At 71.4% G+C, this 21356-nt stretch carries 22 protein-coding genes and 7 tRNA genes; 12 read left to right on the top strand and 17 right to left on the bottom strand.

Annotation, left to right across the window (positions count from 1 at the left end):
* The first annotated feature begins 160 nt into the window (after window positions 1–160).
* Window positions 161–793, top strand: coding sequence for a potassium channel family protein (locus AB0M62_RS17175; protein ID WP_366075122.1), 633 nt, complete (start codon window positions 161–163; stop codon window positions 791–793).
* A gap of 22 nt (window positions 794–815) precedes the next feature.
* On the opposite strand, the gene thrS is transcribed toward AB0M62_RS17175, so the two are convergent.
* The 3 genes from thrS to AB0M62_RS17160 all read right to left on the bottom strand — a co-directional run bounded on the left by thrS (window position 816) and on the right by AB0M62_RS17160 (window position 4784).
* Window positions 816–2792, bottom strand: a complete 1977-nt coding sequence (thrS, locus tag AB0M62_RS17170; protein WP_366075011.1) for a threonine--tRNA ligase — start codon at window positions 2790–2792, stop codon at window positions 816–818.
* A 151-nt stretch (window positions 2793–2943) separates the two neighbouring features.
* Window positions 2944–4188 (bottom strand): hypothetical protein, encoded by a 1245-nt coding sequence (locus tag AB0M62_RS17165; protein ID WP_366075009.1) that lies wholly within the window; start codon window positions 4186–4188, stop codon window positions 2944–2946.
* Window positions 4188–4784 carry a DUF4365 domain-containing protein gene (locus tag AB0M62_RS17160; RefSeq protein WP_366075008.1) on the bottom strand — a complete coding sequence of 199 codons (597 nt, stop codon included), beginning with the start codon at window positions 4782–4784 and terminating at the stop codon, window positions 4188–4190. Before AB0M62_RS17160 ends, AB0M62_RS17165 begins: the two co-directional genes overlap by 1 nt.
* 191 nt (window positions 4785–4975) lie before the next feature.
* Between AB0M62_RS17160 and AB0M62_RS17155 the strand changes: the two genes are divergently transcribed.
* The gene (locus AB0M62_RS17155) at window positions 4976–5701 is read left to right on the top strand and encodes a 3'-5' exonuclease (RefSeq protein WP_366075007.1); all 726 of its coding nucleotides are present in this window, start codon (window positions 4976–4978) and stop codon (window positions 5699–5701) included.
* A 54-nt stretch (window positions 5702–5755) separates the two neighbouring features.
* Here AB0M62_RS17155 and AB0M62_RS17150 read toward each other — a convergent pair.
* Window positions 5756–5827: transfer RNA gene (locus tag AB0M62_RS17150), tRNA-Val, on the bottom strand.
* Window positions 5828–5967: 140 nt separating this feature from the next.
* Between AB0M62_RS17150 and AB0M62_RS17145 the strand changes: the two genes are divergently transcribed.
* The gene (locus AB0M62_RS17145) at window positions 5968–8469 is read left to right on the top strand and encodes a hypothetical protein (RefSeq protein ID WP_366075006.1); all 2502 of its coding nucleotides are present in this window, start codon (window positions 5968–5970) and stop codon (window positions 8467–8469) included.
* Window positions 8470–8541: 72 nt separating this feature from the next.
* Here the strand turns inward: AB0M62_RS17145 and AB0M62_RS17140 are convergent.
* Together AB0M62_RS17140 and AB0M62_RS17135 are read right to left on the bottom strand one after the other, a co-directional pair.
* Window positions 8542–8613 (bottom strand) — tRNA-Val (locus AB0M62_RS17140).
* Window positions 8614–8668: 55 nt separating this feature from the next.
* On the bottom strand, window positions 8669–9100 hold the full coding sequence (locus tag AB0M62_RS17135) for a TIGR02611 family protein (RefSeq protein WP_366075005.1): 432 nt from the start codon (window positions 9098–9100) through the stop codon (window positions 8669–8671).
* Window positions 9101–9290: 190 nt separating this feature from the next.
* On the opposite strand from AB0M62_RS17135, the gene AB0M62_RS17130 reads away from it, so the two are divergent.
* Both AB0M62_RS17130 and AB0M62_RS17125 read left to right on the top strand, forming a co-directional pair.
* Complete coding sequence (locus tag AB0M62_RS17130) at window positions 9291–9704, top strand: SsgA family sporulation/cell division regulator (protein WP_003959770.1); 414 nt, start codon at window positions 9291–9293, stop codon at window positions 9702–9704.
* 190 nt (window positions 9705–9894) lie between these two features.
* Complete coding sequence (locus tag AB0M62_RS17125; RefSeq protein ID WP_366075004.1) at window positions 9895–10452, top strand: CGNR zinc finger domain-containing protein; 558 nt, start codon at window positions 9895–9897, stop codon at window positions 10450–10452.
* Between the two features lie 13 nt (window positions 10453–10465).
* Here AB0M62_RS17125 and AB0M62_RS17120 read toward each other — a convergent pair whose 3' ends face one another.
* Complete coding sequence (locus AB0M62_RS17120; protein WP_366075003.1) at window positions 10466–10618, bottom strand: hypothetical protein; 153 nt, start codon at window positions 10616–10618, stop codon at window positions 10466–10468.
* Between the two features lie 68 nt (window positions 10619–10686).
* A complete protein-coding gene (locus AB0M62_RS17115; protein WP_366075002.1) occupies window positions 10687–11136 on the bottom strand; it encodes a hypothetical protein in 450 nt (149 codons plus the stop codon).
* 155 nt (window positions 11137–11291) lie between these two features.
* Here AB0M62_RS17115 and AB0M62_RS17110 point away from each other — a divergent pair, with 155 nt between their 5' ends.
* A complete protein-coding gene (locus tag AB0M62_RS17110) occupies window positions 11292–11837 on the top strand; it encodes a DsbA family protein (RefSeq protein ID WP_366075001.1) in 546 nt (181 codons plus the stop codon).
* A gap of 30 nt (window positions 11838–11867) precedes the next feature.
* Here the strand turns inward: AB0M62_RS17110 and AB0M62_RS17105 are convergent, their stop codons facing one another.
* Genes AB0M62_RS17105 through AB0M62_RS17095 form a run of 3 tightly spaced genes read right to left on the bottom strand, consistent with a single transcriptional unit; the run spans window position 11868 to window position 14625 of the window.
* On the bottom strand, window positions 11868–12707 hold the full coding sequence (locus AB0M62_RS17105; RefSeq protein WP_366075000.1) for a GNAT family N-acetyltransferase: 840 nt from the start codon (window positions 12705–12707) through the stop codon (window positions 11868–11870).
* Between the two features lie 41 nt (window positions 12708–12748).
* Window positions 12749–13570 (bottom strand): aminodeoxychorismate lyase, encoded by an 822-nt coding sequence (locus tag AB0M62_RS17100; protein ID WP_366074999.1) that lies wholly within the window; start codon window positions 13568–13570, stop codon window positions 12749–12751.
* Complete coding sequence (locus AB0M62_RS17095) at window positions 13567–14625, bottom strand: chorismate-binding protein (RefSeq protein WP_366074998.1); 1059 nt, start codon at window positions 14623–14625, stop codon at window positions 13567–13569. The genes AB0M62_RS17100 and AB0M62_RS17095 overlap by 4 nt, the downstream gene beginning before the upstream one ends.
* Before the next feature lie 181 nt (window positions 14626–14806).
* On the opposite strand from AB0M62_RS17095, the gene AB0M62_RS17090 reads away from it, so the two are divergent.
* The 5 genes from AB0M62_RS17090 to AB0M62_RS17070 all read left to right on the top strand — a co-directional run bounded on the left by AB0M62_RS17090 (window position 14807) and on the right by AB0M62_RS17070 (window position 15298).
* Window positions 14807–14879, top strand: a tRNA-Gly gene (locus AB0M62_RS17090).
* A gap of 36 nt (window positions 14880–14915) precedes the next feature.
* A tRNA-Cys gene (locus AB0M62_RS17085) sits at window positions 14916–14989 on the top strand.
* 1 nt (window position 14990) lies between these two features.
* Window positions 14991–15062, top strand: a tRNA-Val gene (locus AB0M62_RS17080).
* Window positions 15063–15102: 40 nt separating this feature from the next.
* Window positions 15103–15174 (top strand) — tRNA-Val (locus AB0M62_RS17075).
* A 49-nt stretch (window positions 15175–15223) separates the two neighbouring features.
* A tRNA-Val gene (locus AB0M62_RS17070) sits at window positions 15224–15298 on the top strand.
* A 71-nt stretch (window positions 15299–15369) separates the two neighbouring features.
* On the opposite strand, the gene AB0M62_RS17065 is transcribed toward AB0M62_RS17070, so the two are convergent.
* The 4 genes from AB0M62_RS17065 to AB0M62_RS17050 all read right to left on the bottom strand — a co-directional run bounded on the left by AB0M62_RS17065 (window position 15370) and on the right by AB0M62_RS17050 (window position 17598).
* The gene (locus AB0M62_RS17065) at window positions 15370–15657 is read right to left on the bottom strand and encodes a zf-TFIIB domain-containing protein (protein WP_366074997.1); all 288 of its coding nucleotides are present in this window, start codon (window positions 15655–15657) and stop codon (window positions 15370–15372) included.
* A gap of 66 nt (window positions 15658–15723) precedes the next feature.
* Window positions 15724–16659 (bottom strand): aminoglycoside phosphotransferase family protein, encoded by a 936-nt coding sequence (locus AB0M62_RS17060; protein WP_366075121.1) that lies wholly within the window; start codon window positions 16657–16659, stop codon window positions 15724–15726.
* A 287-nt stretch (window positions 16660–16946) separates the two neighbouring features.
* Complete coding sequence (locus AB0M62_RS17055) at window positions 16947–17153, bottom strand: hypothetical protein (protein WP_366074996.1); 207 nt, start codon at window positions 17151–17153, stop codon at window positions 16947–16949.
* A 187-nt stretch (window positions 17154–17340) separates the two neighbouring features.
* Entirely contained in the window at window positions 17341–17598 is a 258-nt protein-coding gene (locus AB0M62_RS17050; RefSeq protein WP_366074995.1) for a hypothetical protein, read from the bottom strand.
* A 203-nt stretch (window positions 17599–17801) separates the two neighbouring features.
* Here AB0M62_RS17050 and AB0M62_RS17045 point away from each other — a divergent pair, with 203 nt between their 5' ends.
* On the top strand, window positions 17802–19001 hold the full coding sequence (locus AB0M62_RS17045) for a serine/threonine-protein kinase (RefSeq protein WP_366075120.1): 1200 nt from the start codon (window positions 17802–17804) through the stop codon (window positions 18999–19001).
* A gap of 22 nt (window positions 19002–19023) precedes the next feature.
* On the opposite strand, the gene AB0M62_RS17040 is transcribed toward AB0M62_RS17045, so the two are convergent.
* Complete coding sequence (locus AB0M62_RS17040; RefSeq protein WP_366074994.1) at window positions 19024–19842, bottom strand: RNA methyltransferase; 819 nt, start codon at window positions 19840–19842, stop codon at window positions 19024–19026.
* Between the two features lie 64 nt (window positions 19843–19906).
* Window positions 19907–21148 carry a uroporphyrinogen-III C-methyltransferase gene (cobA, locus tag AB0M62_RS17035; RefSeq protein ID WP_366074993.1) on the bottom strand — a complete coding sequence of 414 codons (1242 nt, stop codon included), beginning with the start codon at window positions 21146–21148 and terminating at the stop codon, window positions 19907–19909.
* Between the last annotated feature and the right edge of the window lie 208 nt (window positions 21149–21356).

Raw genomic sequence — 21356 nt, 5'->3', positions numbered from 1 at the left:
ACTTCGCCCGTACGCAGCGTGTCGCCGGGGCTGACGCCGGCAGGTGCACCGCGATGCTGGGCCAATGCGCGCCCCTGACCCCAAGCCCGAGCCGTCCGACCCGGCCGTCCCCGCAGCTCCCGCGGACCCCCGGCCGGGGCGCTGGGAGCAGCGCATCGAGATGCCACTGCTCATGGCCTCGCTCCTCTTCCTGGGCGGTTACGCGGTGCTCGTACTTGCGCAGGGACTGGAGCCGTTTTGGCGGGACCTCGCGCTCGCCGTGACGCTGCTGACCTGGCTGCTGTTCGCGGTGGACTTCGCGGTGCGACTGTGGCTGAGCGGACAGGGGCTGCGGTTCTTGCGGACGCACTGGCTGGACACCGTGGTACTGGTGCTGCCCCTGTTGCGTCCGTTGCGCATGGTGAAGGTGTACACGGCCGTGCAGCGACGGCGGGGGGAGCCCCGCCTGAGTCTGCACGCCCGAGTGATCACCTACGCGGGTATGTCGGCCGTACTGCTCGGGTTCGCCGGCGCTCTCGCCGTCTACCAACAGGAACACTCCGCGCCGGACGCCACGATCCGTACCTTCGGCGACTCGCTGTGGTGGACCTGCTCGACGCTGACGACTGTCGGATACGGGGACGTGGCGCCCGTGACCGCACCCGGCCGGGTGATCGCGGTGGGCCTCATGACCAGCGGGCTCGCCCTGCTGGGCGCGGTGACCGGCTCGTTCTCGTCCTGGCTGCTGCAGGTCTTCGGGCAGGAGGACGAGGGGAGGCCTCCGGGGAACGACAGCTCCCCGGAGGCCTCCTGACCTGTGTACCGACCGGAGCCGACTACAGCTGGACCCTGTCCTCGACGACCTTCGCGATCTTGGCGATGGCCTCGTCGACCGGGATGCCGTTCTCCTGCGAGCCGTCGCGGTAGCGGAAGGAGACCGCGCCGTTCGCCACGTCCTCGTCGCCGGCGATGACCATGAAGGGGACCTTCTGCTTCTGGGCGTTGCGGATCTTCTTCTGCATCCGGTCCGAGGAGGCGTCCACCTCGAAGCGCAGCCCCTTGGCCTTCGCCTTCGCGCCGAACTCCGCGAGGTGCGGGACGTGCGCGTCGCCGATGGGGATGCCGATCGCCTGGACGGGGGCGAGCCACGCCGGGAAGGCGCCCGCGTAGTGCTCCAGCAGCACGGCGAAGAACCGCTCGATCGAGCCGAACAGTGCGCGGTGGATCATGACCGGGCGCTGCTTGGTCCCATCGGGGCCGGTGTACTCGAGGTCGAAGCGCTCAGGCAGGTTGAAGTCCAGCTGGACGGTGGACATCTGCCAGGTGCGGCCGATGGCGTCCTTGGTCTGTACCGAGATCTTCGGACCGTAGAAGGCAGCGCCGCCCGGGTCCGGGACCAACGGGAGGCCCTGCTTCTCGGCCACCTTGCGCAGGGTCTCGGTCGCCTCCTCCCACACCTCGTCGGAGCCGACGAATTTCTCCGGGTCCTTGGTGGAAAGCTCCAGGTAGAAGTCGGTCAGGCCATAGTCGCGCAGCAGGTTCAGCACGAAGGTCAGCGTCGAGTCGAGCTCGTCCGCCATCTGCTCCTTGGTGCAGTAGATGTGGGCGTCGTCCTGGGTGAAGCCACGGGCCCGGGTGAGGCCGTGCACCACGCCCGACTTCTCGTACCGGTACACGGTCCCGAACTCGAAGAGGCGAAGCGGGAGTTCACGGTAGGACCGGCCCCGCGCATCGAAGATCAGGTTGTGCATGGGGCAGTTCATGGGCTTGAGGTAGTAGTCCACGCCCTCGTCGAGCTGCATGGGCGGGTACATGCCGTCGGCGTACCAGTCCAGGTGGCCCGAGGTCTCGAACAGCTTCCCCTTGGTGGCGTGGGGGGTGTAGACGAACTCGTAGCCCTCCTCCTCGTGCCGGCGGCGCGAGTAGTCCTCCATGACCCGGCGGATGACGCCGCCCTTGGGGTGGAAGACCGCGAGGCCCGAGCCGATCTGCTCGGGGATGGAGAACAGGTCCAGCTCACTGCCCAGCTTGCGGTGGTCGCGCTTCTCGGCCTCGGCGAGGAACTCCAGGTGCGCCTTGAGCTCTTCCTTGGAGGGCCACGCGGTGCCGTAGATGCGCTGCAGCATCGGGTTCTTCTCGCTGCCGCGCCAGTACGCGGCGGCGTTACGCATCAGCTTGAACGCCGGGATGTTCCGGGTGGTCGGCAGGTGCGGACCGCGGCAGAGGTCCTTCCAGCACAGGTCACCGGTCTTGGCGTCCAGGTTGTCGTAGATGGTCAGCTCGCCGGCGCCCACCTCGACGTCCGCGCCGTCGTCGTGGGAGGCCGAGCCCTTGAGACCGATCAGCTCCAGCTTGTACGGCTCCCCCGCGAGTTCATCCCGGGCGGCCTCGTCGGTGACGACGCGCCGCGAGAAGCGCTGTCCACGCTTCTGGATCTCCTGCATCTTCTTCTCGATGGCCTTGAGATCCTCGGGGGTGAAGGGCTTCTCCACGTCGAAGTCGTAGTAGAAACCGTCCCGGACCGGCGGGCCGATACCGAGCTTCGCCTCGGGGAACAGCTCCTGCACGGCCTGCGCCATCACGTGCGCGGTCGAGTGGCGCAGAATGTTGAGGCCGTCCTCCGAGGAGATCTCGACGGGCTCGACGACCTCGCCCTCACCGATCTCGTACGCGAGGTCCTTCAGGTCGCCCGCGATGCGTGCGGCGACAACGGTGCGCTCGCCGGCGAAGAGCTCGGCCGCCGTGGTGCCCGTGGTCACCACGCGCTCTTCCCGCTCGGAATCGCGTTGGATGATCACACGGACGTCTGACACCGGTCTCTCCTGACTGAGGGGGCGCGACAGCGGACACTGCGCGCCTGAATCGTACCGAGCCGGGAGGGTGCCAAGCGAAACGGTTTGCGCTGCGCTCACCGGCCGGGGACAGCACGTCCCTGCCCGGCGCCCCGCGTGCGGCCCCGCCGGCTCAGTCCTCCTCCGTGCAGGCCTCCTCGAAGAAGTCCAGGTTCTCCTGGAGAGACTTCATCAGGCGGTCCCGCTCCACCTCGTCCAGCCGCACCGGCATCACCTCCGAGGGGTCGGTCAGCCGGCGGAAGCCGCCCCGGCTCTCCAGCCGTCCATTGACCCGGATCGGCAGTCCCACCAGGTGAGCGTGGCCGGCTATCCGGTACGCCTCCTCGTCGAGCACCGTCCTGACGTGCGGGATCTCCGCCCCCGCCAGGACCCGAAGGCGTACGGTCCCGCCGCCACCCGGTGCCGACCGGCGCATCCGTACCACCGCGCCCGCGATCCGGACCGGTACGGACGGCTCGTCCGTCATATAGCGCGCCCCGGCGAGCCGGAGGGCGGGCAGGTCGCCGGGCGAGAACTCCACCGGCTCGGGCCGGGCCGCGCAGCCCTCGGGCACACCGGCCGCCGGCGCCCACTCCAGCGCGATGCCGGCCCCCTCCGAACCGCGGACGAGCGCGATGACCGCCTCGGTCAGCTCGCGGCTCACCCCCGCCTCGACCGCCGCGTCGAACGCCTCCATGCCGCCGGTCGTCCGCTGGTAGTCGGCCGCGTCGCGAGCGGCGTGCAAGGCGTGGTGGAGTCTGATCACCGCCGCCCGTCCCAGTTCGGCCGGTACGAACGCCGTCAGCCGGCGGCCGCCCGGCGCGGGCCCCACCAGTACGCCTTCCAGCGCGCCCTCCGCCTGCCGCCGGTGGCGGGCCCCGTAGTAGCCCGCGCGCGCCCGCGCCGCGAGCGCACCGGCCAGCAGCATGCGGCGGGCCGCCGAACGCAGTTGTTCCTCCGCCGTCCAGGAGGACGCCCCTGAGGGGTCCGGCGGCACATCGCGCCACCAGCGCACCTCGTCGCTGGGCACGGTGAGCCCGACGAGCACGTCGCGCGCCGAGGGCACCGCGCTGCGCGACAGCGCGGTGAGCGCCTCGCCGAGCAGGTCCTCGCTGTCGGGGAACGCCCTGTTCTCCGGTACGAGCAGGCTCGTACCGCCGAACCCCCCGCCCGGCGGCGTCCACCGCGCGTACCGCCCGGCGGCTCCCCCGCGCCGCTGCCACCCGTGCCGGTCCAGCAGAGCGCCGAGCACGGCGGGGTCGACCTGCGCGGGCTCGGGGCCGGTCGCCTGCGCCCAGAAACCGGCGGGCGCGGCGGGGTGCGATCGTGTGCCGGACGGCACTGCTTCGTTGACAGGCTCGTCGAACGGCCGGTGCATCAGGGTCTCCCTCCCGCCCCGACCCGCGTCATGATCTCGCAGAGCGCTCTGTCGTCGAATATCCGCGTGGTCGGAATGCGCACGGTGGTCCTGCGGCTGCCCGTCACCGGGTGGCCGGCCAGGTTGGTCCAGTAACAGCAGTGCCGCAGGTCGAGGCCGTCGTGACCGGCGCGCAGCCAGTCGTCCTGGGACCGCGGTACGAGCATCACGACCAGGATCTTGTGCACCGAGACCGGCGTACGGGCGAGCTTGACCAGGTGCGGGTTGTCGAGCGTGAAGGAGAAGGCCGGTCCTGCCGGGTGCGGCGGAATCTGGTACGTGCACTTGAGCTGTACCTTGATCGTCACTTCGTCGTCGACGGTGTGCCCGGGAGCGCTGTGGCTCACGTGCCAGTCGATGCCGTTGTCCGGAAACGGCTGGGAGAGCGAACATCCCGCAGCAGCCGCGACTGCGTGCAGGTAGCCCACCTGGAGAGTCTCCATGCAGGCGGTGGTGGCGAGTCCGCCGCGCAGCGGTGTGATCCGCTCGGGCAGCAGCCCTCCCCCGTTTCCTCCGGCACGGTAGGTGCCCCCAGGTTCGGGCTGCGGGAGCGCCATGACTCTGATTGCCTTCCGGGCCGTTCCGATCGGTTCTTCCCATGAGTGACCGTCAACCGACCAGTCCCCTCACCTGTGTTGTCTCCGCAGCGCGTAGCCCGCAAACGGCGTACGGCGCAAACAGCCCGGGTATCACCGAATCGGGCAGGGGGACGCACGCCATCTGCCAAACGGGTATGAGGAGTTCGGACATGACGTGCTGGTACGAGGGACCCCTGGCCGCCTTCGACACCGAGACCACCGGAGTGGACGTCGAAGTGGATCGCATCGTTTCGGCTGCCATCGTCGTCCAGGACACGACGGGCGCCCGGCCGCGCGCCACCCATTGGCTGGTGAACCCGGGGATACCGGTTCCCCCCGGAGCCACGGAAGTTCACGGCCTGACGGATGATCACCTCCAGCGCAACGGCCGCTGGCCGGCTCCGGTGGTCGAGGAGATAGCCAGGGCGCTGGCCGAGCAGAGCGCCGCCGGAAGGCCGCTCGTGGTGATGAACGCGCCGTTCGATCTGACGCTGCTGGACCGGGAGTTGCGGCGGCACCGGGCTTCGTCGCTCGCCCGCTACCTGGACAACCGACCGTTGTACGTGCTCGATCCCCGGGTGCTGGACAAGCATCTGGACCGCTACCGCAAGGGCCGCCGCACGCTCACCGATCTCTGCGCCCAGTACGGCGTGGTGCTGGACGGCGCGCACGACGCGGCCGCCGACGCCGCCGCCTCACTCGAGGTCGTACGGGCGGTGGGGCGCCGCTTCGCCTCCCGCCTGGAACGGCTCACGCCGGCCGAGCTGCACACCCTCCAGGCCGTGTGGCACGCGGCCCAGGCCCGGGGCCTGCAGGCCTGGTTCGCCCGTAACGGCTCGGAGGAGGCGGTGGACCCGCACTGGCCGCTGCGCCCCGACCTTCCGGCCGCCGCCTGATCGCTCGCACACAAGTAAGGCCGGTCCGTCAGCTGACGGACCGGCCTCTCCCGGTGGGCGATACTGGGTTCGAACCAGTGACCTCTTCGGTGTGAACGAAGCGCTCTCCCACTGAGCTAATCGCCCGGGAACGCACTGAACCATACAGGTGCGGGCCGGTTTCGTTCAAACCGGATTGCCGGTCCGGGGTACTCGCCCCTACTCACCGCGAATCTGAGTATCCGCGCCCATACCGACGCGGGGTGACCGGGGCCACACTCCAGGCCATGGACAACGTTCCGCCACCCGCCGAGGAACTGGCGATCCTCGACCGCGAGCTGGCTCACATCGAAGCCCGGCGGGCCCAGTTGCTGGCCCGCAGAGCCTGGCTGCTCAGTGTTCTGCAGCCCTCCGCGCCACAGCCCTTCGCGTCACAGCCCGCCGCCCCGGGGCCTTTGACCGCACCGCACTTCGCCGCGCCGGCCGCAGGCTCGGCCGCCGCCCGGGAGGCCGCGGGTCCGAGGGTGCAGAACGTGCTGCTCACGCTCGGCGCCATCCTGCTGACGATCGCCGCGATCGCCTTCACCGTGGTCAGCTGGGGCCATTTGGGCATCGGCGGACGCTCGGCCGTCCTCGGCGCCGTGACGGTGGCCGCCCTGACGGCGCCGGTCGCCCTGGTGCGACGGGGGCTCACCTCGACCGCGGAGTCCGTGGCGTCACTCGGCCTGGTGCTGATGGTGCTGGACGCGTACGCCCTGCACCGGGCGGCACTGCCGGACACGGACGGAGTCGGCTATTCGGCAGTCGTCTCGGCCGTACTCGCGCTGCTGTGGGCGGCGTACGGAATGGCGCTCGGCCGGCTGCGGCTCCCGCTGCCCGTGGCCGTGGTCACCGCGCAGCTGCCGATCGTACTGTGGGCCCTGGCGGCCGGCGCCGGACCGCTGCTGCTCACCTGGGCACTCCTCACGACGGCCGCGCTCGACACGGCGATCGCGCTGTGGGGGAAGGGCGTTGCCGTACGTGCCATCGCCTGTGCCGGCGCCTGGGCGACGGGTGGATGGGCCGCGCTCGGCGCCGGCTGGATGTCACTGGAGGCGGACACGACGGCCGGCGCGTTCGCGCCGGGCGTCCTGCTGCTCGCGGCGGCGGCGCTGGCCCTGTTCGGTGCATGGCGCGCTCCATCCCCCGAGGCCGCGCGGAAGGAACTCGTCGCCGCGGCCGCGTTGGTGGCCGGTCTCGCGGCGGTCACAGGGGTCGGCGGCGTGCTGCGCACCGACCTGGCGGACGCCTGGACCGTACTCGCGTACCTGCTGCCGGCGGTGGCCCTGCTGACCGTCGTACGCACCTCCCTGCCGGCCCGGATGCGCCTCGGGCTCGCGGCCGCGTCCGGCGCGGTGCACGCGGCGGCGCTGCTGTGGGCCATGCCCGTGGTGGCCCTCGCCCTGCTCGGCCCGCTCGGCCAGGCGGACTCCGTCTGGTCGGGGGCGCCGGGTGACACGCGGGAAGCGCTGGGCATCGGTGTGCAGTGGAACGGCATGACCGCCGCGCCCGCGGTGCTGCTGATCGTCGCCGGCGTGCTCGCGGCCGTTCACCAGACCGCCTCCGCCGGACGCCCCTGGGCACCCGCGGCTTCGTGCGGCGCTCTCGTCCTGGTCTGGTCGGCCGCGTTCGTCCTGCCGCCGGCGCTCGAACTCCCGTACGCTGCGGCGGTCGCCGCCCCCCTGCTGCTCACGGCGGCGGCCCTGGCGACGGCGGTACACGGATTCGGCGCCTCCACTGCTCCGGCACACCCCGCCGGGCCGGTACGGGTCGCGGCGCTCGTCTGCGCCCTCGCGGGGGCGCTCAGCGTCTCGCTGCTGTCCCTCGCCGCACGCCCGGCCACCTTCGCCGCGCTGGGTGCGCTGCTCGTCCTGTTCACCGCCGCGGCGGTGACCGCCCCTGGACAGGCGCTGCCCTTCCGGCGTCTGACACAGGAGCTGTCCGCCTGTGCCTCGGTCGCGTACGCGACCGGGCTGACGGCCGCCGCCTCGGCCGCCCTCGGCTTCGCTCCCCACCACGTGGCGTTCGCGGTGCTCGTGGTCCCCGCCGTGGTGGCCCTGCTCGCGTTCCGGCTCGGTGGCCACCCGAGGCTCGGGCCTCTCCGCGGTCCTGCCGAGATCACCGGCGCGGCCGTCGGTGTGCTCGCGGTGCTCCTCGCACTGCGGGACGCCCCCACCCTCGCCCTGGTGCTCGCGTTGTGCGGCGTCATCTGCGCGGGCACCGCGCTGCGGGCCGACCGCCGAAAGGCGGGGTATGCCGCCGCGGTGCTGTTCGTGCTGGCCACGTGGGTGCGGCTGGCGGCCTCCGAGGTGGTGATGCCCGAGGCGTACACGCTGCCCGTCTCCGTGCCTGCCCTGGCCATCGGGTGGCTCCGGCGGCGGCGCGACCCGCAGGTGTCCTCCTGGGTCGCGTACGGGCCCGGTCTGGCAGCGACCCTGCTGCCGAGCCTGTTCGCCGCCTGGGGCGACGGACACTGGCTGCGTCCACTGCTCCTCGGTGTGGCGGCCCTGGCCGTCACACTCACCGGGGCCCGGCTGCGGCTCCAGGCCCCGCTGGTGCTGGGCGGCGCCGCGCTCGCCCTGGTCGCGCTGCACGAGCTGGCCCCGTACGTGGTCCAGGTGGTCGGCGCCCTCCCCCGCTGGCTGCCGCCTGCCCTCGCGGGCCTGCTCCTGCTCGGCGTGGGGGCCACGTACGAGCAGCGGCTGCGCGACGCGCGCCGGCTGCGGGACTCGCTGGGCCGGATGCGCTGACCGGGTGGCCCGCGCCGCCTCGGAAATACCGAAGGCCCGGAGACTCTGAAGTCTCCGGGCCTTCGGTCCGGGTGGGCGATACTGGGTTCGAACCAGTGACCTCTTCGGTGTGAACGAAGCGCTCTCCCACTGAGCTAATCGCCCGGACGCAGGGGAAACATTACCCCATGTCAGCGGCTCCCCCGGACCGGCTTTTGGATCACTCGTCGACGTTCCACGGCATCGCGACACCGAACTTCCAGGCGTAGATGCCGACCAGCACGGCGACGATCACGAGACCGATCGTCGTCAGGATGATGTTGCGCCGGCGGACCCGGGGATCGAGCGCTTTCTGCGCAGCCTCCGTCACTTTCCGTTTCGTCCAGCGCAGGACGAGTTGCGCCCAGACGAATTCGGTGGCCCAGATCGCCATACCGCCGAAGATCACCAGCCACCCCGGACCCGGCAGCGGCAGCATGATCACACCCGCGCCCACGACCGCGAGTCCGACGATGAAGACGCCGACCTGCCAGCTCAGATGCAGGGTCCGGCGTGCCTTGATGAATTCCGGTGCCCGGGAGCCGAGCGCCGGCTCATCGTTCGTCTCACTGGTCGTGGCGCTCTCGCCCCGACCGTCACTCCCCGTATTCATGAGGTCCAACCTACCGGACTCGAACTGGTCACCGGTATGGACGCAAAGCATGAGAAAGCACTCCGCCGTAAGAGGGACCTGAAGACCCGCAAAACGGTCAGAGGGGTTTACAACGGCACCGTAGGTGGCATGTCGATTTCGCCGACGTGCGAATCCCCGAGCGCACACTGAGCGAAAGGCCCTGGCGCTTATGAACACCACGGTCAGCTGCGAGCTGCACCTGCGCCTCGTTGTGTCGAGCGAGTCATCACTGCCTGTACCCGCGGGCCTGCGGTATGACACGGCCGATCCCTATGCCGTGCACGCCACCTTCCACACCGGAGCCGAGGAAACCGTCGAATGGGTGTTCGCCCGCGACCTCCTCGCGGAGGGCCTTCACCGGCCCACCGGAACCGGCGACGTCCGGGTGTGGCCGTCCCGTAGCCACGGCCAGGGCGTTGTCTGCATCGCCCTGAGCTCCCCGGAAGGAGAAGCCCTGCTCGAGGCCCCCGCGAGGGCCCTGGAGTCGTTCCTGAAGCGGACCGACGCCGCAGTGCCACCCGGCACCGAGCATCGTCATTTCGATCTCGACACGGAGCTTTCGCACATCCTGGCCGAGAGCTGAGCCAGCGCGAGAGCCGCTCGACGCCGTCCGACTCGGGGCGACGGTGCGGGCCGCACAACCGCATATGGCAGATACCGGCGCTGTCTCCACGGAATCCACCGTGGGGACGGCGCCGGTGCGCTTCGGGGCGAGCCGCTAAAGTCGGCCAGCATCGGCGGGCATCCGCCCGCGCAGGCCAGGGAGCGAAACCGTGCTGATCCCCCACGACACCCGTCGGGCGCTCGACGTCGTCGTCGATCTGGTGAACACCGCCCCAGAGACCGACCAGCCCGACGGACTCTCGAATGTCGAGGCACTGAACGAGTTCGTACGGCTGCACAAGATCAGTGACGTCGGCGTGCTGGGCGCGCGCGACCTGGCCGCCGTCCGGGCCGTACGGTCGCGCTTCGCGCAGGTCTTCGCCGCCGGCGAGTCCCGTGCGGCGGCGGAGCTCATCAACGAGCTGGTGGCGTCGGCCGGGACCACCCCGCAGCTCACGGACCACGACGGCTACGACTGGCATGTGCACTACTTCGCCCCCGGAGCGTCGCTGGGCGACCATCTCGCGGCCGACTGCGGGATGGCCCTCGCCTTCATCGTGGTCTCCGGCGAGCAGGAGCGGCTGCGCCGCTGCGAGGCCCCGGACTGCCGACGGGCCTTCGTGGATCTGTCGCGCAACCGTTCACGCCGCTACTGCGACAGCCGCACCTGTGGCAACCGGCTGCATGTGGCGGCGTACCGGGCCCGGCGCAAGGAAGCCGCGGAATGAGTCTGCGAGGCCCTCACAGCAGATAGAGATCGTGCATCGCCGCTATCAGCAGCAGGCAGCCAATCACCCCGAGAAAGATCATCAGGGGCGGCTGGGAGAGCGCGAAGAGGCAACCGCGCTGCTCATCGGTGGGTACGGGGGGATCGCCCCGGGAGGTGTCCAGCATCTCGGGGGCATGATGACGCAGCGGCCGGACACGTCGAGGTCAACACGCCCATCGGGCACGGGTGTTCGTTAAATCCCGTGCTTCTTCAGGATCGCTTCGATGTCGGAGAAGTCCTCGCCCTGCGACGCGGCGGACCCCGGCTCGTTGGCGGCGGGCTGAGCCGCCTTGGTGCGGCCCGGCCCCAGCGAGGGCGCGGAGGCGGCCGGCGCGGCCGCTTCCCGGCGGGCGGCCCGGGCCTGCTTGCGTTCCTGGCGGGTGCCGCCGCCGCGGCGCTCCACCGCGCGCGTGGTCATGAGAAGCGCCCAGGCGAGGCCGAGCAGCCCGAATCCGGCCCAGACGGTGGGATTGAAGACCAGGTCTGAGACCCAGTCGATCACGCCGGTCAGCACCAGGCCGATGGGCACCAGCGCGTACGCGGCGATACGGGCAGCGGTCAGGAAGCGCTTGCGGTACGCCGTGATCGCGGCGATGCCCAAGCCGGCCACTGACACCGCGGAACAAATGGTCTCGACGAGCATCCGGTCCTCCTGCGGTGGGAGCTCTGTTCCTCCATCCTGCACCGGTCACCTGCACATAAGCCACGATCCGGTACGAGGTCAGGGAGATCTCGGGGGTGCGATCCTCCCCAGGGTCCCGGTTGGGGAGCTGCCGGAGATGCTGAAAGACTGTGAGCATGAGCGACTCCCGTCCCGGCCGTCCCGACCGCCCCGTCCTCGATGTGTGGTGCGAGCTGCAGTGTTCCGACTGCCACAGCGCCCTGGAGGACCTGCGGGCGCTGCGGGAGCGCTACGGCGACCGGCTCGATGTACGACTGCGGCACTTCCCTCTCGAGAAGCACAAGCACGCCTTCGCCGCCGCACAGGCCGCCGAGGAGGCAGCCGAGCAGGGGAAGGCCTGGCCCTACGCGGAGGCGGTGCTCGCCCGCACCGAGGAACTGGCCGGGAAGGGCGAGCGCTTCCTGGTGGACGTCGCACGCGAACTGGGGCTGGACGCCGAAGAGTTCGACACGGCGCTGATCGACGGCCGGCACATTCTGATCGTCGACGCCGACCAGGCGGAGGGGAAGGCGATCGGGGTGACCGGGACCCCGACCTACGTCATCGGCGGCGAACGGCTCGACGGCGGCAAGAGCCAGGCCGGCCTGCGCGAGCGGATCGAGGAGATCGCCGACCGGCTGCTGGCCGGCCAGGGCGGCGGCGGCCGGAGCGACGGCCGGTAACGACGGCTCGTGCGTTCCTGGGCAGTACAGCTAGAGCAGCTGCTTGTACAGGTGGTAGTCGGTCGTCTCGTAGCCGAGCGACTCGTAGAGACGCACCGCGGGGGTGTTGTCGGCGAACACGTTGAGGCCGAGCTCGGCCACCCCGGCTGCCCGTGTTTCGCGCTCGGCCAGCAGCATCAGCGCGCGCCCGTGGCCCCGCCCCCGGTGTTCGGCGGCCACCTCCACGTCGAAGACGAACGCGCCGGGCATGCCGGGCCGCACCGGACGCAGCGCCACCCACAGGGTTCCCACCTGGGTCCCGTCGTGCAGGAGGACACCCAGGTAGGTGTCCGGCGTGTGTCTGCCGTCCGGCAGCGCCGAGGAATGGTCGGACTCCGACTTCGCCCTCGCCTGGTCCTCCGGAATGCCCCGCCCCATCAGGCTGCGTACGTAACCCTGCCGGGTGCGCTCGATCCACAGCTCGTACTCCGGCCCGCTCATGGGCCGTCCTTCGCTGTCCGCGGGCAGCGAAGGCGGCTCGACGGGCAGGCGCTTGAGCATGTTGCGGCTGCGCACCACGTAGCCGAGGGCCGACGCGAGGTGGCGGGCCGCCGCGGCCTGCGCCGTGATGGAGGCTTCCACCCGGGTGCAGCCCCACCCCCTCAGCACCTCCTCGGCGGCCAGGACCGCGACGGTGGCGCGGCCCCGACGACGGTCCTGCTCATCGATCCGCAACGACGCGATACGGCCGACGGAGGGGCCGAACCGGTGATCGGTACAGAGCTCGATCGTGCCGACCGGGCGGCTGTTCACACATACCCGGTACTGCCGCGACTTCGCACCGCCGGCGCCGTGCTGTATCGGCCCGGTGGGCCGCAGGGTGGTGGTCATCAGGGGCTTTCTACCCCGAACGGCGCCTGCCGTCATCCGGATTACGGATCCAGATCCGACCCGGCCCGCTCGTCGAAGATGCGCATGGCCTTCACGGTCACCGGCCCCGGCGCGCCCGCCGGTTCGCGCTCGTCGACCCGGTGGACCGCCTGCACGTCACGCAGCGTCGAGGTCAGGAAGATCTCCTCGGCCCGCTCCAGGACGTCCATCGGCAGGTCGGTCTCGCGGGCTCCCGTCCACTCGACGGCCAGGGCACGGGTGATGCCGGCCAGGCACCCCGAGGCAACCGGCGGCGTGTGCAGTTCGCCGTCGACGACGACGAACACGTTGGAGCCGGTGCCTTCGCAGAGCTGCCCGACCGTGTTGGCGAACAGCGCTTCGGACGCGTCCTGCTGGTGCGCGCGGGCGAGCGCCACGACGTTCTCGGCGTACGAGGTGGTCTTGAGCCCGGTGAGGGCGCCGCGCTCGTTCCGGGTCCAGGGCACGGTGATCACCGCTGTGGTGTCGGGTCGCCTCTTCGTCTCACCCAGCGCGACAACCAGGGTGGGGCCTGTGTCGCCGCGGTCGGAGCCCAGCGGCGAGAGCCCGCCGGTGTAGGTGATGCGCAGCCGGCCGAAAGCCATGGGGTTGGCGTCCAGGACCGCCACGCAGGCCCGGCGCACCTCGTCCAGGTCGGGTTCGGGCAGTCCGAGGCCGCGCGCCGACCGCGCCAGCCGGTCAAGGTGGCGGGTGACGGCGAAAGCCCTGCCCTCCACCGCCTTGAGCGTCTCGAAGACGCCGTCGCCCACGGTCAGCCCGTGGTCGAACACGGAAACCCGTGCTCCTTCGGCGTCCTGCAGTGTTCCGTCGAGCCAGATCTTCACCGTACGGTCCCTCCACTCGCCACGTACTCTCCCGACGCTACCGCGAGCAGCCGGGCAGCCTTCAGCTCGGTCTCGTCCCACTCCCGGTCCGGGTCGGAACCCCAGGTGATGCCAGCACCGGTGCCGAAGCACAGATTCGGCCCGCCGATCGCGTCCCGGTCGATCCAGAAGGTCCGGATACCCACGGCCAGCTCGCCCGTGCCGCGGTCGGCGTCGACCCATCCGATGCCGCCGCAGTAGGGGCCGCGCGGCGCCGTCTCCAGGGCTTCGATGATCCGCAGCGCGCTGGACTTGGGGGCGCCGGTCACCGAGCCGGGCGGGAACGTGGCGGCCAGCAGCTCGGCCCAGCCGGCGTCGGCGGCCAGTTCGCCTCGGACGGTGGAGACGAGGTGGACCAGGCCGGGGTGGGCTTCCACGGCGCAGAGTCGTGGGACGGTGACCGACCCGGTGGCGCATACTCGCCCGAGATCGTTGCGGACCAGGTCCACGATCATCACGTTCTCGGCGTGGTCCTTCTCCAGCAGGTCTTCGCGGTTGCGCCCGGTGCCCTTGATCGGACCGGAGTCGACGACGCGGTCTGCGCGCCGCAGGAACAGCTCGGGCGAGGCGGTGGCGATCTCCACCCCGTGCGCTCTCAGGCGAATCGTTCCGGCGTAGGGAGCGGGGTTGCCGCGGGCCAGCAGCGACGTCAGCGCGTCGACGTCGGCGGTGGCGGGCTGGGGCAGAGGTGCGGACAGCACGCGGCACAGGTTGGCCTGGTAGACGTCCCCGGCCGCGATATGCGCACGTATGCGCCGTACGCCCGCGGTGTACCCGGCCCTGTCGAGCGAGGACGTCCAGTCCCCCGTACCGGGGCCGGCCCATGCGCCGGGCAGCGGGGCGGGCACCGGCTCGGCACGTACATCCCCGAAGCGGGCGCAGGTCAACCGGCCCTCGAAGTCGGCGGCGACCGCCCAGAAGCCGGTGGATTCGAGGGCGGTGGGATCACTGGTCACGTCGCGGAGGTCTGTCGCGACGAGGCCGCCGAAGCGGGCCATCGGGGGGAGGTCGTGCACGGCTGTGAGTCTATGGCGGGTGTCGAGGAGGTGCCGGAGCGGTGCTGGTGGAGGTGCACGTGAGGTACGTCGGGCTGAACGCAGCGCAGCACGCTGGGGAAACGCGTTTTTGAGCTGGACCGGGAATCCGCTAGAGTTCAACACGTCGCCGGGGAACGAAAGCGCCCCGGAGGCTGCACCTGCGGACGTGGCTCAGTTGGTAGAGCATCACCTTGCCAAGGTGAGGGTCGCGAGTTCGAATCTCGTCGTCCGCTCGAAGTGGGGGATCTTCCCGGACCCCCGCGCTCTGTGGTGGAGTGGCCGAGAGGCGAGGCAACGGCCTGCAAAGCCGTCTACACGGGTTCAAATCCCGTCTCCACCTCCAAGGACGATTAGCTCAGCGGGAGAGCGCTTCCCTGACACGGAAGAGGTCACTGGTTCAATCCCAGTATCGTCCACTGGATCCCCGCTCGTGCTTGACGAGGGCGGATCCGACCCGCGCGATTAGCTCAGCGGGAGAGCGCTTCCCTGACACGGAAGAGGTCACTGGTTCAATCCCAGTATCGCGCACGCAGCACGCCCCATCGCAGTTCACGCACCACCTCAGCAGCACCGTCCCGCGCGATTAGCTCAGCGGGAGAGCGCTTCCCTGACACGGAAGAGGTCACTGGTTCAATCCCAGTATCGCGCACCACCGCAAAAGCCCCCGGCCGTCTCCACGGCCGGGGGCTTTCTGCATCAGAGCTGCTCGGGTGGATCGATCGCTCAGGACGAGAAGAGCATCCGCCCGAAGCCCTTCTGGCGGTGGTGACCGTAATGGCCACCGTGACCGCCGTGCTGCGGGGCGCCCCAGGCAGGGGCGGGAGCAGCCGGGTAGGCCTGGGGGGCGGGCCCGGCCGGCGGGGCCTGCTGCGTCCACTGCGACTCCAGGCGGGTCAGCGCCTCCAGTTCCCCGTAGTCGAGGAAGATCCCCCGGCAGCCGCTGCACTGCTCGATCTGGACACCATTGCGGTTGTACGTGTGCATCGCTGCATGGCACTTCGGACACTGCATGTCGGCTCAACTCCTCGCCGTCGGGTCGGCATCGCCGGATGCATGCCCGGCGACGCTCGGCTCACCCTACGATGACGCCTCGAACGCCAACTCGGGCGGGAGTGCGGCGATTCGGCCACAGGCTTCGACCATCAGCTCTTCCACCTCGTCCAGTGCCCGGTTCTCCGCGGCCGACTTTGCCAGCGCGAGGGCGGCCGTCTGCACGGTCAAGGCGCGGGCGGGAACGTCCAGTTCGGGCCAGGGGTCGCCCTCGGGGCGCACGGCGGGCCCGCCGGCCGCCCGGTACGCGCCGAGGAAGCTCAGCCAGATCTCCGGGTCCAGCAGGCCTGCGGCGTACCAGGCGGCCGGGCGGGCCAGGTCCCAGGCCGGGTCGCCGAGGCCCATGTCGTCGACGTCTATCAGCAGCCAGGGGCCGTCGTGGGCCGGGTTCCGGACGAGCTGTCCGAGATGGAGGTCTCCGTGGCACAGCATGCCGCTGCTTGGCGCGGGCGCCTCGTTACGGGCCCACGCCGGGAGCCGGCGCCAGGCAGCGAGTACGGGGGTGGCGGCCGGACCGGGGTCGGCGGCCCTCATACGCCGTACCGCGCGGGCGGCCTTCGCCGGCCCGCGCATCGCCGGGAGTGGGCCGGGCAGTTCGTCCAGGGGCACGGCGTGCAGCCGGGCGAGCAGCCGGGCCGCGTCCTCCCAGGGGGCGGCTTCCGGATGCTCGGGATCGACGGGCGTGCCGTGCGGCCAAACCGTCACCGGACGGCCGTGCAGTACGGCGGACAGGGCGCCCTCACGGGCGAGGACGGGCAGCGGGGGCAGCAGGATGCCGCCCATGCGGGCGGCGGCGGCGACGCGGATCCGTATGTCGAGCGCCGCCCGGTCCGTGTCCGGGGCGTGCGCCTTGGCCACGACGCCCCCGCTGTGGACCACGGTGCCGTCGGGGCGGTCGGCGAGCGTTGCGTGCTGCCCGGTGGCGCGGCGCGGAGCGGGCACGCCGGCGGCGAGCGCGGCCAGTTCCTCGGCGAGCGGTACGGGCACGGTCTCCCCCGGGGTGCGTCGGTGCCGGGCGGATGACGGCCCTGCCCTGGGATGGTACGCGGGGCGGCCGTCCCGGGCATGGCCGAAGGGGTGGCCCGGGCGGCAGCGCCAGGGCCGGTGGCCCCTGAGAAAAGGGTTGGCCCGCACAGCTCCCCAGCTGCGCGGGTCAACCCTTTCCTGCCGTCCGCCGCACCCCCGTCCCCACGGGGCTGATGGGCCGGATGTCCCCGGCCCGGGCCGCTCTCCCGGGCCTGGGGCGCCGCTCAGCGCCCCAGCATCACACCCACGGACGACGCCTGTGTGACCACCGCTTCCCAGCCGCCGAAGACGACTACGAGCAGGGTCGCCAGGGGAAGCACCATCGCCGCCGCCACCAGGGGGTGGCGAGTGCCGGACCGGCGGCCGCCGAACGCGGCGTACGCCTTGCGTCCCTGCGTGCGGATCATGCTCCGCGATGCCGTGTCCGCCATGGTCCCTCTCCTGTCGTTTTGAGCGCGGCGAGCGTGTGACCTCGGGGGACGAGTGCTGCGCCCGCCGCTTGACTTCAACACTAGGGGCGGGGCGATACCCGGGCGTCATGCCCTCGTACCGATTCCCGGGCCTCCCGGAGGATGACGGGCACCCCGGCCGCCTACTCCCCTGGGTGGAGACGAGGTCCTAGGACTTGGGGTCTTCCCGGAGGGGCTTCTCCGAGGAGTCCTCCCGCGGCACCGGCTGCTCGACCAGAGCCAGCACCCGGTTCGCCATGAACCGCGCCGTGCGCACCACCGATCCGTTCCGGGTGACTTCGCTCACTTCCACGACCCCTCTGCGCACCGCCGTCTCCACCCGGCGCCCCGCCCGGCTTGCCACCACTTCGTACGTACGGGTCGTGTCTCCCGCGTCCACGACTATCTCCACGCGATCGCCCTTCATTTCCCAATCCCCCTTCTGCGACGGACCTTTGAGATCTCGCACGGGTGAGGAGAGAGCGCCGGCCGCCTGTCCCCTGACCACCCCTCAAGTTTCCCATCGGACACTGACAATCGGCCGGGCCGCGAGGGCGCGGCCTCTCCGCACACCGGCCCGATGGTCCGTAAGCTGTGCCACGTCAAACGGACCGGGCAGCGGGGATGAACATGGCGATGATGCGGCTCCGGCGCGAGGACCCGCGTGTCGTCGGCTCGTTCAGGCTTCACCGTCGGCTGGGCGCGGGCGGCATGGGCGTCGTCTACCTCGGCTCCGACCGGCGGGGTCAGCGAGTCGCGCTGAAGGTGATCCGGCCGGACCTGGCGGAGGATCAGGAGTTCCGTTCGCGGTTCGCACGTGAGGTGTCGGCGGCCCGGCGCATCCGCGGTGGCTGTACGGCCCGGCTGGTGGCCGCCGATCTCGAGGCGGACCGCCCCTGGTTCGCGACGCAGTACGTCCCCGGCCCTTCGCTGCACGACAAGGTGGCCGACGAAGGCCCCCTGCCGGCCGCCCAGGTGGCCTCGATCGGCGCCGCTCTCTCGGAGGGCCTGGTGGCAGTCCACGAGGCAGGGGTGGTGCACCGCGACCTGAAGCCGTCGAACATCCTGCTCTCGCCGAAGGGCCCCCGGATCATCGATTTCGGTATCGCCTGGGCGACGGGCGCCAGCACCCTGACGCACGTCGGTACGGCTGTCGGCTCGCCCGGGTTCCTGGCGCCCGAGCAGGTCCGCGGTGCCCTGGTCACGCCGGCGACGGACGTGTTCGCGCTGGGCGCCACCCTCGCGTACGCGGCGACAGCGGACTCACCCTTCGGACACGGCAGTTCCGAGGTCATGCTCTACCGGGTCGTGCACGAGGAACCGCAGCTGTACGGGGTGCCCGACGCCCTGGCTCCGCTGGTACGGGCCTGCCTGGCCAAGGATCCGGAGGACCGGCCCACCACCCTCCAACTGTCGATGCGGCTCAAGGAGATCGCGGCCCGGGAGGCGCAGGGCCTGTCGGAGATCCGTCCGCCCGCTCAGCGGAGCGAGGCCGACCGGCCCACAGGACGGCTCGCCGAGCACGCCGACCGGCCTACGCAGCACACCGAACGGCGCACGGCGAGTGCCCCCGCGCCCCGCCTACAGGCGCCGCGTCCCTCCTCGCCGCCCCGCCCCTCCTCGCCGCGCCCCACGGGATTCCGCCCGGCGGCACCGCGCAACACCACCCGCCCCGGAGCCCGTACGAACGGCAGACCCGTCCCCCGTACGACCTCGGCGGGACGGCGTCCGGCCGGACCGAACCGGCGTCTGCTCCGCCAGCGGCTCATCGTGTTCGTCGTGGTGACGGTGATCGTGGCGCTGGGGATCGCCGCGGCGCAACAGCTCTGACCTCCGGAGCTCTGACCTCCGGTCAGTCCTGCGGGCGGCCCGAGGCCACCGCGTAGAACGCGACCGCAGCGGCCGCCCCCACATTGAGCGAGTCCACGCCGTGCGCCATCGGGATCCGGACCCACTCGTCCGCGGCCATAAGTGCCTGCGTGGAGAGCCCGTCGCCCTCCGCGCCCAGCATCAGCGCAACGCGTTCGAGGCTGTGCGGGGCGGCGTCCTCGATGGGCGACGCCTTCTCGTCCGGGGTGAGGGCGAGGAGCCTGAAGCGCGCCTCCCGCACCGCGTCGAGGCCCCTGGGCCACGTTTCCAGACGCGCGTAGGGGACGGAGAACACCGCGCCCATGGAAACCTTGACCGAGCGCCGGTAGAGCGGGTCCGCGCAGTCCGGCGAGAGCAGTACGGCGTCCATGCCGAGGGCGGCCGCGCTGCGGAAGATCGCGCCGATGTTGGTGTGGTCGTTGACCGCCTCCATGACCACCACGCGGCGGGCCGACCCGAGGAGTTCGCCGGCCGTCGGCAGGGGCTTGCGCTGCATCGAGGCCAGGGCGCCGCGGTGCACGTGGTACCCGGTGACCCGCTCGGCGAGGTCCGGGCTGACCGCGTACACGGGGGCCGGGACCTCGTCGATGACGTCGCGCATCACATCGACCCACTTGGCCGAGAGCAGCATCGACCGCATCTCGTAGCCGGCGTGTCCGGCCCGTCTGATGACCTTCTCGCCCTCGGCGATGAACAAGCCCTCCGCGGGCTCCCGCTTGCGCCGGAGCTCGACGTCGGTCAGGCCCGTGTAGTCGCGCAGACGCGGGTCGTCGGGGTCCTCGATGGTGATGAGATCAGCCACAGGGTGATACTGCCTTGTCCTGGGTGTGGTGCCAACGGCTTGGAACGAGATCGGTTACCGGCGGTTACGCGCTCTTGGGGGCACCCGCGCCCGGCCCGACACCGACGACCTCGCCGATGACGATGACCGCCGGCGGACGAATCTCCTCGGCCCTGACCGTGTCGCCGACGGTGGCCAGAGTCGCGTCCACCCGGCGCTGGGCCGCGGTCGTCCCCTCCTGGATGACCGCGACGGGCGTCTCGGGCGACCTGCCGTGCGCGGTCAGGGCGGCGGCGATCGGGCCGATCCGCTCGACCGCCATCAGCAGGACGAGTGTGCCCCGCAGCTTGGCCAGAGCCGTCCAGTCGACCAGCGAGCGCGGGTCGTCGGGGGCGACATGGCCGCTCACCACGGTGAACTCGTGGGCAACCCCCCGGTGGGTGACCGGGATTCCCGCCGCCCCCGGCACACTGATGGAGCTGGAGATACCGGGGACCACGGTGCACGGGATACCGGCCTCCGCGAGCGCCTCGGCCTCCTCCATGCCGCGGCCGAAGACGAACGGGTCACCGCCCTTCAGGCGGACCACGGCCTTGCCGGCCTTCGCGTGCTCGATGAGCGCGTGGTTGATGGCCTCCTGGGCCATGAAACGGCCGTACGGGATCTTCGCCGCGTCGATCACCTCGACGTGCGGGGGGAGTTCGTCGAGCAGGTCGCGCGGGCCGAGGCGGTCCGCGATGACGACGTCCGCCTCGGCTAGCAGACGGCGGCCGCGCACGGTGATCAGGTCCGGGTCGCCCGGGCCGCCGCCGACCAGGGCTACACCAGGGGTGCGGGTGCGGTGGTGGGGCGCGGCGAGAGTGCCGTCGCGCAGGCCCTCGACGATCGCGTCCCGCACCGCGGCGGACCGGCGCGGGTCGCGCCCGGTGAGCACTGCGACGGTCACGCCTTCGCTGCGCCCGGTGGCCGGGGTCCAGGCAGTGGCCGCCTCGGCGTCGTCGCTGCGTACGCACCAGGTGCGGGTTCGTTCCGCCTCGGCGGACGCCCTCGCGTTGGCTTCCGCGTCGCCCGTCGCGACGAGGGCGTACCAGGCGTCGGCGAGGTCACCCTCCGCGTACGGGCGGCGCTCCCAGCGGATCTCGCCGGCCTCGGCCATCGCCTCGACGGACGGGGTCGCGGACGGTGACACGAGGACGATGTCGGCGCCGGCCGCGATGAGCGCGGGCAGGCGGCGCTGGGCGACCTGGCCGCCACCGAGGACGACGACTCGCCGTCCGGACAGACGCAGTCCGACGGGATAGGCGGGGTGCTCGGCGGGCTCGGCCATGGCTGTGCGGCTCCTCGTGCGGTCTTGCGTGTACGGGCCGCTGCGACGGTGGAGCGGCGCTGGTGGGGCGGCTTTCCGGGCCCCGCGCCCACCTTACGGTCCGGGGCCGGGGCGGGCCGGGGTGGGGATGGGCCGGTGGGGAGGCGGACGGGGCCCGCGGGAGTGCCATTCGGTAGCACATGACGTACGGCGCTTCAGCCGGGTCACT

Source organism: Streptomyces sp. NPDC051219 (genome assembly GCF_040682335.1).
Taxonomy (GTDB): Bacteria; Actinomycetota; Actinomycetes; order Streptomycetales; family Streptomycetaceae; genus Streptomyces.
The sequence above is the reverse complement of the archived record's forward strand: the minus strand, read 5'-3'. Positions and strand labels throughout refer to the sequence as shown.

Bases quoted from the DNA above. Each gene is read 5' to 3' on its own strand.
- AB0M62_RS17175 (WP_366075122.1), top strand. From the start codon at position 161: ATGCCACTGCTCATGGCCTCGCTCCTCTTCCTGGGCGGTTACGCGGTG.
- AB0M62_RS17165 (WP_366075009.1), bottom strand. From the start codon at position 4,188: ATGCACCGGCCGTTCGACGAGCCTGTCAACGAAGCAGTGCCGTCCGGC.
- AB0M62_RS17160 (WP_366075008.1), bottom strand. From the start codon at position 4,784: ATGGCGCTCCCGCAGCCCGAACCTGGGGGCACCTACCGTGCCGGAGGA.
- AB0M62_RS17155 (WP_366075007.1), top strand. From the start codon at position 4,976: ATGACGTGCTGGTACGAGGGACCCCTGGCCGCCTTCGACACCGAGACC.
- AB0M62_RS17145 (WP_366075006.1), top strand. From the start codon at position 5,968: ATGGACAACGTTCCGCCACCCGCCGAGGAACTGGCGATCCTCGACCGC.
- AB0M62_RS17135 (WP_366075005.1), bottom strand. From the start codon at position 9,100: ATGAATACGGGGAGTGACGGTCGGGGCGAGAGCGCCACGACCAGTGAG.
- AB0M62_RS17130 (WP_003959770.1), top strand. From the start codon at position 9,291: ATGAACACCACGGTCAGCTGCGAGCTGCACCTGCGCCTCGTTGTGTCG.
- AB0M62_RS17120 (WP_366075003.1), bottom strand. From the start codon at position 10,618: ATGCTGGACACCTCCCGGGGCGATCCCCCCGTACCCACCGATGAGCAG.
- AB0M62_RS17115 (WP_366075002.1), bottom strand. From the start codon at position 11,136: ATGCTCGTCGAGACCATTTGTTCCGCGGTGTCAGTGGCCGGCTTGGGC.
- AB0M62_RS17110 (WP_366075001.1), top strand. From the start codon at position 11,292: ATGAGCGACTCCCGTCCCGGCCGTCCCGACCGCCCCGTCCTCGATGTG.
- AB0M62_RS17105 (WP_366075000.1), bottom strand. From the start codon at position 12,707: ATGACCACCACCCTGCGGCCCACCGGGCCGATACAGCACGGCGCCGGC.
- AB0M62_RS17065 (WP_366074997.1), bottom strand. From the start codon at position 15,657: ATGCAGTGTCCGAAGTGCCATGCAGCGATGCACACGTACAACCGCAAT.
- AB0M62_RS17055 (WP_366074996.1), bottom strand. From the start codon at position 17,153: ATGGCGGACACGGCATCGCGGAGCATGATCCGCACGCAGGGACGCAAG.
- AB0M62_RS17050 (WP_366074995.1), bottom strand. From the start codon at position 17,598: ATGAAGGGCGATCGCGTGGAGATAGTCGTGGACGCGGGAGACACGACC.
- AB0M62_RS17045 (WP_366075120.1), top strand. From the start codon at position 17,802: ATGGCGATGATGCGGCTCCGGCGCGAGGACCCGCGTGTCGTCGGCTCG.
- cobA (WP_366074993.1), bottom strand. From the start codon at position 21,148: ATGGCCGAGCCCGCCGAGCACCCCGCCTATCCCGTCGGACTGCGTCTG.